Source organism: Tanticharoenia sakaeratensis NBRC 103193 (genome assembly GCF_000963885.1).
In the GTDB taxonomy this organism is placed as follows: Bacteria; Pseudomonadota; Alphaproteobacteria; order Acetobacterales; family Acetobacteraceae; genus Tanticharoenia; species Tanticharoenia sakaeratensis.
Window position 1 is genome coordinate 1 of record NZ_BALE01000042.1, and the last position, 10,924, is coordinate 10,924.

Consider the following 10,924-nt stretch of genomic DNA (forward strand, 5'->3'; position numbering starts at 1 on the left):
AAAGCAGCAGGATATGAACCGGATTAACGTGGAACGGCTCTAGATTTAACGAGGCGAATAGCGGACATTAGGGTGTAAGGTTGTAATAAGGGTCGGTCGCCGTCCTCCCCAAACGGCATCGCAGTGTGCCAACGTGGTGGTTGGCAACGCAACCACGGAAGAGAGGATGGCAACCACCTCATCTCACAACCCGACAATTAGGAAAGCCGATCTTTTCGGCAATCGATACAATTACCACCAAGCATGACAATTACTTACTTTTATGTTCCAACGCCTGTCGCGCTGCACACGCACGATTTTCAGGAAGGACCTCTTGGCGGGTGTACTGCTTTTGATCCTCTCCTTAAGAGAAGAAGTCTCCGCCAATCCCCGCGCAGTTCAAAATTACACATCGCGTATCATGGTATTCCGCAATAAATAGGATACATTAAGGAAACAGTGTTTTCTGAGAGGCTTTTGGCTCCATGTATTTTTCCGGTTTACGCAAGCTGATCGGCAGTGTTGAAGAAACACGCTTTTACGATGTCGCAATCCTGTATCTGAGCGCGCAAAAATACCGCGGGCTGTCGATCGTTGATGGAACCGGAGATGGTGGTCGAGATGTACTATGTTCACGCGAGGACCTGCGCATACAATTGAGCGTGCGCAGGGATTGGGAGAATAAAATTAACGAGGAGGCAGCTAGTACCGCAGCTTCTGGAAAATCCCATCTTATATATGTGACAAACCGAGTAATATCCCCGCGCGCTGAGGCAGCTTTTCTTGCGTCGAGGTATAAATTTTCTGGAAAAATTGAGTGCACAATTCATGACTTGAATAGGATCACAACTGCCCTCGCTCGTCCTGGCCGTATAAAACGTGCGTATGAGATGGTAGGGGCGACAGTTGTGCCTACTATGCACGCGACATCTGCAGAAGTCGCGGTGAGTTCTCTTCTTCTCTTTGGACAGGAAGCGTTTGAGTTAAGAGAGCAGATCGTAGATGCGAACGTGCGAGCTTGGCTTTTCAAACATCCAAATTCTTCGGAGAACACTCTCGTTGACGAGGTCTCGCGATCCTTGCCAGGCACAAGTCCCGTCAAGGCGGTAGCCTCGGCGGTTAGCAGGCTCCGCACGTCAGGGCGCATCGTTGGTCCTCAAAGCAGAGTAGCACTGAGCGAAGCAGAGTTCGCGCAGATGCAGAGTGCGGAAGATGAGTTCCTTCTGGCACGCGAAGCTGACGTCGCTGCAGTTGCAAAGGCCACCGGCTTGCTGCGTGAAGACGCAATCCACTTATTAAATTTGGCTACAGAAACCCTTCTAAGAGGGCGAGATATCGCCGGTGGTGACGCGGACTCTGAAAGTGTTCGGGTATTCCTCGCCGAAAGGGGCCTGTCTCGTCAGAGAACATCTATCTACAAGGTTCTCTCGGAATGCTCGATTGCTCGACATTTCCAGTATGCGAATACCATCGATCAGATTTTCAGCACGAACACGTTTGACATCTATCGGGCTCTCGGAAGCCGCACCGAGATTACGATGGTGCTTGACACGAGCGTGGCACTTCCCATGCTGTTTGGCCTTGAGTTTCAGGTTGCGACATCAAGGTATGCTGTGAGCGCGACAACGCTTTTGGAGGTGTGCCGATCGCATGAAATCGCAATGATGGTGCCGCGCGCATATGTAAACGAGATGGCCTCGCACGGGCTTAGAGCGTTTGAATTCCTGGATACGTATGACGCGCTGCCAGAAGATTTGAGGCCCTTCCTGCGAGGCTCAGGCAACGCTTTTCTCAGTCATTTCTCTCATATTCAAAGTGCAATGGCAAACGCGGGCGGGGAGATTTCCCTTACTGAATTTTTGCGCGTTTTTGGGTTAAGGAGAAATGCGTCGCTCCGGTTTGTTGAAAATCGGATACTTTCCCTACTTGAGAGTCACGGGATCACCACCGGCATGAGCGGGTATTACGACGCGGATATTCGCAGGCAAATTGCCAAAAAAAAATCACCGCATGAAAGCAATCACATCTTAGACCACGATGCCGCTGTATGCACGAGTTTGATAAATGACAGCGCACGTGGCTTCATACTTGCAACTTGGGATAAGGTACTAATCGAAGTAGTTCAGGGGCTTGCTCGTGTATATGCTGACAGCCCAGCTCGGGTCACTGACTTCCTTTCAGCCATTGAGGGGATTGACTACGATTACGACCATAGCACGGAGTTGTTCACTACCTTGCTACACGTTGACGAACAATATGTAGAACGCTTTGCTCAGCGCCTCGAGGCGCTTCGGACACCAACGCAAGCACATAAGCTACGAGCTCACATAGAGGATATCCGATTAACTCGGGGTGAGACTTGGTTGCCGGATATAGACGATCTCACTTACTTCCTAGATGCTTCATCATCAACAGAGACATCGTCTATCACTGAAGAGTGAGTTCAAAAACTTTGCGTGGAAGAATTCAATTTCAATAGTTGCGGGGACATCTTACCGCGAACGCGGCAGAAGGTGTCCTCTCGGCCCCTTTGAATTTGTAAATGTCAGTGATCGTCTATAAGCCTCCAAAAGCGGACCGACCGCTCTCCTCCCCGTAGCCGTCATCAAAACAAGGTTTGCAAAGGGCCACTGCTCTTTGCCGGGGTCGAGGGGTGCCTCTCGCACGCCCTTTCAGCGCGGGGAACCCAGCGTCTGTTTGAAGAACTCCGCCCGCGCTTGCGAGACGCGGAGGCGGATCTGGGGGTTGGGGAGCATGTGGGTGCCGGGGAGGAGGAGCAGGTTGTAGGGGCGGCCGGCGGCGAGCAGGCTCTGGGTCAGTTTCATGGTGTTTTCGAAATAGACGTTATCATCTGTCGCACCGTGCATGATCAGCAGGGGGCGCGAGAGGTTGGGTGCGTAGGTCAGGACGTCCGACTTGTGGTAGCCGTCCGGGTCGGATTGCGGGGTGCCGAGATAGCGTTCGGTGTAGGCCGTGTCGTAGTCGGTCCAGTCGACGGGGGGCGCGCCTGCGTTTCCGGCCTTGAAGACGTCGGGGCGGCGGATGGTCGCCATGGCGGTGAAATAGCCGCCGAAGGACCAGCCGTAGACGCCCGCGCGGGCAAGGTCGATCTGGCGGTATTTGCGGCCCGCTGCCTGGAGGCCTTCGACCTGGTCGTGCAGGGGCAGGTCGATCACGTCGTTCTTGGTGGCGCGTTCGAAGTCGTGGTCGCGGCCGGGGGTGCCGTGGCCGTCGAAGCTCGTGACGATGAAGCCCTGATTCGCGAGGCACTGGTCCTCGTAATAGCTGGCGGGCGTATGCCAGACGGTCTTGTAGCCGGGGCCGGCATAGACCGAGAGCAGGACGGGGTAGTGCCGGTTCGGGTTGAAATTGTCCGGGCGGATGATGAGGGAGTCGAGGTCGTCCGCGCCCAGGGTCGTGAATTCGGTGTGCAGCGCGAGGGTTGGCTTTTCCGCGACCGGGGGGAGGGTGCCGATGGCGGTGCCGTCGGGTGTGCGGATGATGGACTGGCGGGTGCCGTCGGCGCTGCTGAAGGTGTCGACGAACAGGCTGTGGCCGCCGGGGGTGAAGGTGGCGCGGTGGACGCCGGGCGTTGCGACGAGGGTCGTGATCTGGCCGGTGGCGAGGTCGATCCGGACGAGGCCCGTGTCGATGCGGCTGGTCTGGACGGTGGCGAGCACCGTGCCGGCTTTCGCGTCGTAATTGTTCAGGGCGACGAAGGGCAGCGACTGCGGGGTGAGGGCGCGCACGAGGTGGCCGTCATGGTCGTGCAGTTCGAGCTGCCAGTGGGGGCCGCGCTGGGCGGCCCAGAGGAAGCCGCCCTGCGGAATGTTCGGGCCGTCCGCGAGGGCGACGGGCAGGTCGTGGCCGCCGCTGCCTTCCCAGGGGGTGAGGCTGAGCCATTGCGCGTCGGTGTCGTGCAGGACTTCGCGTGTCGCGCCGGTTGCGGGATCGACGGCGAGGACGAGTTCCTCCGTTTCGGCGCGGTTGAGCAGGACGACGAACAGGCCGCCGGTTTTCCGCCAGGCGATGCGGGCGATGTAGGGATACCGGTCGTGGTCCCAGTCGATCCAGTGCGTGGGGCCGCCTGCTGAGGGCATCAGGCCGAGGCGGGTTTTCGCGTTGGCGGTGCCGGCGCGGGGGTAGCGGAATTCGGTGGGTTTCTGCGCGGGGTCGCCGAGGTTTGCGATGTAGTGCGGTTCGACCCCGGTGCTGTCGGCCTCTTCATAGAGGAGGGTCTGGCTGTCGGGGGACCACCACGTGCCGTCTTCGCGCTGCAGTTCCTCGGCGGCGGCGAATTCGGCGAGGCCGTGGGTCAGGGTTTCGCTGCCGCCGGAGGTAAGACGCGTGGCCTGACCGGTCGCGAGGTCGATCGAATAGAGGTCGTCGTCCTTCACGGCGGCGATGTGGCGGCCGTCGGGGGCGAGGCGGGGCGAGATCCAGCTGCCGGGGATGGGGGTGGTTTTGCCGGTGGCGAGGTCGATGCGTTCGAGGTGGCCGCCGAGGGTTGCGATGACCGACTGGCTGTCCGGGGCGATCAGGTAGTGGGTAATGCCGGTGAGGGACTGGCGGGCGCGTTCGCGCTGGGCGCGTTCCTCGACGGTGAGATGTTCGGGGCCGGAATCGGGTCTGGCGAGTTCCGTCGTCTGCTTTGTTGCGGTGTCATAACGGTAGAGATGGAGCGTCGTGTCGCGCGGGCCGGAGCGCAGGAACAGGACGGATCTGCCGTCCGGGGTGGGGGCTGCGCTGTTCGGGAGGCCGAGGGAGAAGGCGCGGGTCTGGGCGAGGTCGGCCATGCAGGCGGCGGGGCCCGTGGTGGTGGCGCCTGACGTGGCATCGGCGGCGTGGGCGGCCGGGCCTGCTGCGATGAAGGCGGTCTGTGCGGCGGCGGCGAGCAGCAGGGCGCGGATGGAAAACGGTGTTGGGGTCATGTGGGCTCCGGAAGACGCTGCGGCGATCATGACCCGGCCCCGGGGGTTGGGCAATCTGGGGGCGTCGGCGCGGGGCGTCGGTCGGCGTGGCCGATGGGGGGCTTTGCGCGATTATTCGGGTTCGTGACGGTTCGAGCTCGCGGCTGCCATGGGTTCGTGGCGGTTCCGGTTCATATTGTCCGGGCGATGTGGAATCCGGAGCGTTCGGCTGGCAGAGGCGGGGGACGATTCCGGTCGGCCGCCGGGGGTGTGCGTCGGGCTGCGTATGGTCGTCTGTCGCGATCGAGCCGTGCGGATCGTGACGTGTTCCAGCGGACGCGGGCGTGCGATAATGCGCGATCCCGGCCGGCGTGTCGGCCGGGTCTGGGAGCATGGTTATGGCGGCTTTGGGGGCGGTCGGCGGTCAAGGCGCGCGGTCGCAGGTGGCGGCGGGGCGCAGCGGCTGGGGCCGCGGGCTCGGCATCGGGGTTCTGGTCGTTGTGCTGGCTGTCTATGGCGGGGCGTATCTGGCCCTGCCGTTCTCGAACTTCGATCCGCTGATCTACGTGATGATCGGGCGGGCGCTGTGGCACGGCGTGCTCCCATATGATGCGATCTTCGATCACAAGCCGGTGCTGCTGTATGCGATCTACGGGCTGGCGGATCGCGGGTTCGGCTGGGCGCCGGGCTTCTTTGCGGTGTTTGCGATAGCGAGTTGTGCGGTGATCGCGTGGATCGCGGCGCGATTGCGGAGCGGGGATCCGGGCACGGCAGGGCGTGGGGCGGCGGTGCCATGGCCGGGCGTGTTCTGGAGCGTCTTTCTTTTCCAGCTACTGGCGGGTGCGCGGTTCGCGGTGCTGTCGGGCAATGCGGAGGCGGCGTTCACGCCGATCTGCGCAGGTGTCGTGATGCTGCTGGTGCGTCGGACCGATGCGCGGGCGATGGTCTGGGCCGGCATGCTGGCGATGGCGGCGGTGCAGACGAATTATCTGTCGGGCGTGGCGCTCGCGCTGCCGGTCCTGTTCGGTCTGTGGAGTGACGGGCGGTTGCGCGGCTATGTGCTGCGGGCGCTGGCGTTCGGGTTCGGCGCCGTGCTCGTCCTGGGGGCTCTGGCGGCCCTGTATGTGCTGGATGGGCGCGGGATCTGGTCGGATTATCTCGCCTATCAGGTGCCTTATCTGCGGCATTACGGCGGCGGTGCCTCGGCGCGGTGGGAGGCCTGCCGGCTGTTCGGCCTGTGTCTTGTGGCGTTCGTGCCGTTCCTGTGGGTGGTCTGGCGGGCGTGCGGGCGCGAGCGCCCGGTGCGGCTCATGCTGCTGTGGGTGATGTCGGGCTGGCTTGCGTGCTGCGTCTCGGGGCACGCGTATGCGCATTACTTCACGCTGGTTCTGGGGCCGCTTGCGATCCTGTTCGGGCTCGCATGGGGGTGGGTCGGGCGGGCGCGTCTGTGGGGATCGCTGCTGCCGGTTGCGGTGATGTCGTGTGTGTGGCTCGTGCATGACACGACGCATGCCTGGAGGATGCGGGCGGATCTGGCGGCGACCGATTATGCGGGGCTTGCGCGGGTCGTGGGCGATGTGCCGGTTCTGAGCCTCGACGGGTCGCACGTGCCGTATTTCATGGCGCATCTGCATTCGGTGAACCGCTATGTGTTTCCGGGTCATGTGCGCACGATCTTCGGGGCGCGGGCGGAAGGGTTTCTCGAGGCGGCGCTGGATCGGGGCCCCGCCTTCGTCCTGACGCAGCAGGGGGGATGTCCTGCGGACTGGCCGCATCTGTGCGGCGATCTGGCGGCCCATTATCGGCCGGTGCTGCGCAGCGTGGACCGTTATGATTTCGGCTTCGTGCTGTATGGGCGGCTGCCGTCCGCGCAACCGGGGGCGCCGGTCATGCATTGAACTCCCGGATATGGATTCGTCCTTTCGGGAGAGATCACATGCAGTACAGGCAGCTTGGGCGTTCGGGGCTGAAGATTTCGGCGATGTCCTTCGGGTCGGTCACGTTCGGCGGCGAGGGTGCGTTTGCCAAGACCGGGGATGTGGGCGAGACCGGGGCCGCGCGGATGGTCGATCTGTGCGTCGAGCGTGGCGTCAACATGTTCGACACGGCCAACGCGTATTCCGGCGGGCTGGCCGAACGGATCCTCGGTGCGGCGCTGAAGGGGCGCTCGCCCGAGCTGATGGTCACGACGAAGGCACGGTTTCCGACGGGCGACGGGCCGAACGAGCAGGGGCTGTCGCGGCATCATCTGATCGCGGCATGCGAGGCGAGCCTCAAGCGGCTCGGGCGCGATCACATCGATCTCTATTATCTGCACGAGTGGGACGGCCTGACGCCGCCCGAGGAAATGCTCGAGGCGCTGACGGATCTGCGTCGGGCGGGCAAGATCGGCTATGTCGGCGTGTCCAACTTCTCGGCCTGGCAGGTCATGAAGCTGCTGTCCACGGCGGAGCGGGATCGTCTGGTCTCGCCGGTCTCGCAGCAGATCTATTACACGCTGGAAGCGCGCGACGCCGAGTATGAGCTGTTGCCGATGGCGGTCGATCAGGGGCTGGGCGTTCAGGTCTGGAGCCCGCTGGCCGGTGGGCTCCTGTCCGGGCGGTATCGCCGCAACCAGCCGTCTCCGGCCGATGGGCGGCAGATCGCGGGCTGGGGCGAGCCCGAGGTGCGTGACGTCGAGAAGCTCTACGATACGATCGAGGTGCTCGTGCAGATCGGCGAGGCGCATGGCGTGTCGGCGGCCCAGGTGGCGCTGGCCTGGCTGCTGCACAAGCCGTTCATCAGTTCGGTCGTCATCGGCGCGCGCAAGGAAAGCCAGCTGATCGACAATCTCGATGCCGCGGATCTGGCGCTGAGCGATGACGAGATGGCGCGGCTCGATCTCGTGAGCGCGCCGACGCTGATCTATCCCTACTGGCACCAGCAGCGCACGGCGTTCGATCGTCTGGGTCCGGCCGACATGGTGCTGCACGGGCCGGCCAGAAAGCACCGTGAAACTCTTGTGGACAAGGAATAAGTTCCTATCTTATGATCCGAACATCATCGGGGTGATGGGTTTGCGGCCGTTTCGGCGCAGGGCAGCACCCCGAACTTTTCGCGTGTGTGCCGTTGCCTCCCGAGGGACGATGCGCCGTGCCATTTGCCGCCGATCACGGGGCAGGAGGAGTAGAACATATGGACATTCAGAAGTTTACCGAGCGTAGCCGGGGCTTCCTTCAGGCCGCGCAGACCATTGCGTTGCGCGACTTTCACCAGCAGCTGACGCCCGAGCATCTGCTGAAGGCCTTGCTCGACGACGAGCAGGGGGCGGCGTCCGGGCTGATCCGGGCAGCCGGTGGCGATCCGGCCGTGGTCCGGACCGCCAACGATGCGGCGCTTGCGAAATTGCCGAAGGTGCAGGGCGGCGGCGCGGGCCAGCCTCAGGCGACGCCGGATTTCGTGCGCCTTCTGGACAATGCCGAACAGGCCGCGACCAAGGCCGGTGACAGCCACGTCGCGCAGGATCGTCTGCTGGTGGCGATCGCGGGCAGCCAGTCGGCTGCCGGCCGCGCGCTGGTGGAGGGCCGTGCGAGTGCCGAGGCTCTTGAGCGGGCGGTGGCGCAGATCCGCAAAGGGCGGACGGTGACCGGCGAGAATGCCGAGGCCGGCTTCGATGCGCTCAAGAAGTATGCGCGCGACGTGACCGCCGTGGCCCAGCAGGGCAAGCTCGATCCGGTCATCGGCCGTGACGAGGAGATCCGGCGCGCGATCCAGGTCCTGGCGCGGCGGACCAAGAACAATCCCGTGCTGATCGGTGAGCCGGGCGTTGGCAAGACGGCGATTGTCGAGGGGTTGGCGCTGCGGATCGTCAACGGCGACGTGCCGGAGGCGCTGCGCAACAAGCGTCTGCTGTCGCTCGACATGGGCGCGCTGGTCGCGGGCGCGAAGTTCCGCGGTGAGTTCGAGGAGCGCCTGAAGGCCGTTCTCAAGGAGATCGAGAGCGCCGAGGGCGAGGTTATCCTGTTCATTGACGAGATGCACACGCTGGTCGGCGCGGGCCGTTCGGACGGTGCGATGGATGCGTCGAACCTGATCAAGCCGGAGCTGGCGCGCGGTGTGCTGCACTGCGTCGGTGCGACCACGCTCGACGAGTATCGCAAGTATATCGAGAAGGATGCGGCTCTTGCCCGCCGGTTCCAGCCGGTGTTCGTGGGTGAGCCGTCGGTGGCCGATACGATCTCGATCCTGCGCGGGATCAAGGAGAAGTATGAGCTGCACCATGGCGTGCGGATTACCGATGGCGCGCTGGTCGCGGCGGCCACGCTGTCGAACCGCTACATTACGGACCGGTTCCTGCCGGACAAGGCCATCGACCTGATGGACGAGGCCTCGAGCCGGCTGCGGATGCAGATCGACAGCAAGCCCGAGGCGCTGGACGAGCTGGACCGTCGCATCATCCAGCTGAAGATCGAGCGCGAGGCGATCCGCAAGGAGGACGACGCGGCCTCGAAGGATCGGCTGACGATACTGGAGGCCGAGCTGTCCGGCCTCGAGGAACAGTCCGATGCGATGAGCGCGGCCTGGCATGCCGAGAAAGATCGTGTGAACGCGGTCCAGAAGCTGCAGGAACAGCTCGATCAGGCGCGGTCGGATGTCGAGATCGCGCAGCGTCGCGGTGATCTCGGGCGGGCTTCGGAGCTGATGTATGGCGTGATCCCGGCGCTCGAGAGCGAGATCGGGGTGGCGCAGCAGCGCGAGCAGGAAGGGGCCGATGCCGCCGGACTGTTGTCCGAGGCCGTGACGGATCAAGGGATCGCGCAGGTCGTGTCGCGCTGGACCGGCGTGCCGGTGGACCGGATGCTGGAGGGCGAGCGCGCCAAGCTCCTGCGGATGGAGGACGAGCTGCGGCGGTCTGTGGTCGGTCAGGAGCCGGCGCTGGTGGCGGTCGCGAATGCCGTGCGCCGTGCGCGGGCGGGTCTGCAGGACCCGAACCGGCCGATCGGCTCGTTCCTGTTCCTCGGGCCGACCGGTGTGGGCAAGACCGAGCTGACCAAGGCGCTGGCGCGGTTCCTGTTCGACGACGAGAAGGCGTTGCTGCGGATCGACATGAGCGAGTTCATGGAGAAGCACGCGGTTTCACGTCTGATCGGCGCCCCTCCGGGGTACGTCGGGTATGACGAGGGTGGTGTTCTGACGGAGGCCGTGCGTCGGCGTCCGTATCAGGTGATCCTGTTCGACGAGGTCGAGAAGGCGCACGAGGACATCTTCAACGTGCTGCTGCAGGTGCTGGATGACGGGCGTCTGACCGACGGTCAGGGGCGCACGGTCGATTTCCGCAACACGATTATCGTGCTGACCAGCAATCTGGGCTCGGACATTCTGGCCAACCAGCCGGATGGGGAGTCGATCGACCTGGTGCAGGCGCAGGTGATGAACGTCGTCCGGGCGCATTTCCGGCCGGAGTTCCTCAACCGTCTGGACGAGGTGATCCTATTCTCCCGTCTGCAGCGGGCGGACATGGCATCCATTGTCAACATCCAGCTTGGCCGTCTGCGGTCTCTGCTGGCGGATCGGAAGGTGTCGCTGTCGCTGGACGAGGCGGCGCTGAACTGGCTGGCCGAGGCGGGCTACGACCCGATCTATGGTGCGCGGCCGCTCAAGCGGGTGATCCAGCGTTCGCTGCAGAACCCGCTGGCCGGGCTGCTGCTGGCTGGTGACGTGCATGATGGTGATGTCGTGTCTGTCTCGGCGGACGAGCGTGGATTGCTGATCGACGGCAAGCCCGCGTCCGTCTGAGGCGGCGCGAGCTGCCCCGCCCCTTTTCGGGCGGGGCATTGTCATGTTTTTGCAAAAAAGTTCGATGCGAAATTGGAACGGTCCTGTGCATAAGCCAGTCTTTTCCGCAGGATACGGGCGCTTACCCCTGTGGATAACAGGTCTGTACGATTTCGTTGACAGGGGGGCGGGTAGGCCCTAGAAACCCGCTCACCGACGCGGTGAGCCGCAACGGACTGCTCTTTAAAAAGAAAATCGGAATGGAAGGGATATGTTGGCGG

5 protein-coding genes are annotated in these 10,924 nt (G+C 63.0%); 4 read left to right on the forward strand and 1 reads right to left on the reverse strand.

Annotated features, from left to right (window positions below):
- Positions 1-464 precede the first annotated feature (464 nt).
- Entirely contained in the window at positions 465-2,420 is a 1,956-nt protein-coding gene (locus B8446_RS16115) for a hypothetical protein (RefSeq protein ID WP_148505999.1), read from the forward strand.
- Positions 2,421-2,651: 231 nt separating this feature from the next.
- Here B8446_RS16115 and B8446_RS13055 read toward each other — a convergent pair whose 3' ends face one another.
- Positions 2,652-4,910: a DPP IV N-terminal domain-containing protein gene (locus tag B8446_RS13055; protein ID WP_048850316.1), complete on the reverse strand. Its 2,259-nt coding sequence runs from the start codon at positions 4,908-4,910 to the stop codon at positions 2,652-2,654.
- A 377-nt stretch (positions 4,911-5,287) separates the two neighbouring features.
- Here B8446_RS13055 and B8446_RS13060 point away from each other — a divergent pair, with 377 nt between their 5' ends.
- From B8446_RS13060 to clpB, 3 genes are all read left to right on the forward strand, one after another.
- Complete coding sequence (locus B8446_RS13060; protein WP_048850318.1) at positions 5,288-6,787, forward strand: hypothetical protein; 1,500 nt, start codon at positions 5,288-5,290, stop codon at positions 6,785-6,787.
- Positions 6,788-6,825: 38 nt separating this feature from the next.
- Positions 6,826-7,905 (forward strand): aldo/keto reductase, encoded by a 1,080-nt coding sequence (locus tag B8446_RS13065; protein ID WP_048850321.1) that lies wholly within the window; start codon positions 6,826-6,828, stop codon positions 7,903-7,905.
- A gap of 158 nt (positions 7,906-8,063) precedes the next feature.
- On the forward strand, positions 8,064-10,664 hold the full coding sequence (clpB, locus tag B8446_RS13070; RefSeq protein WP_048850323.1) for an ATP-dependent chaperone ClpB: 2,601 nt from the start codon (positions 8,064-8,066) through the stop codon (positions 10,662-10,664).
- Positions 10,665-10,924 lie beyond the last annotated feature (260 nt).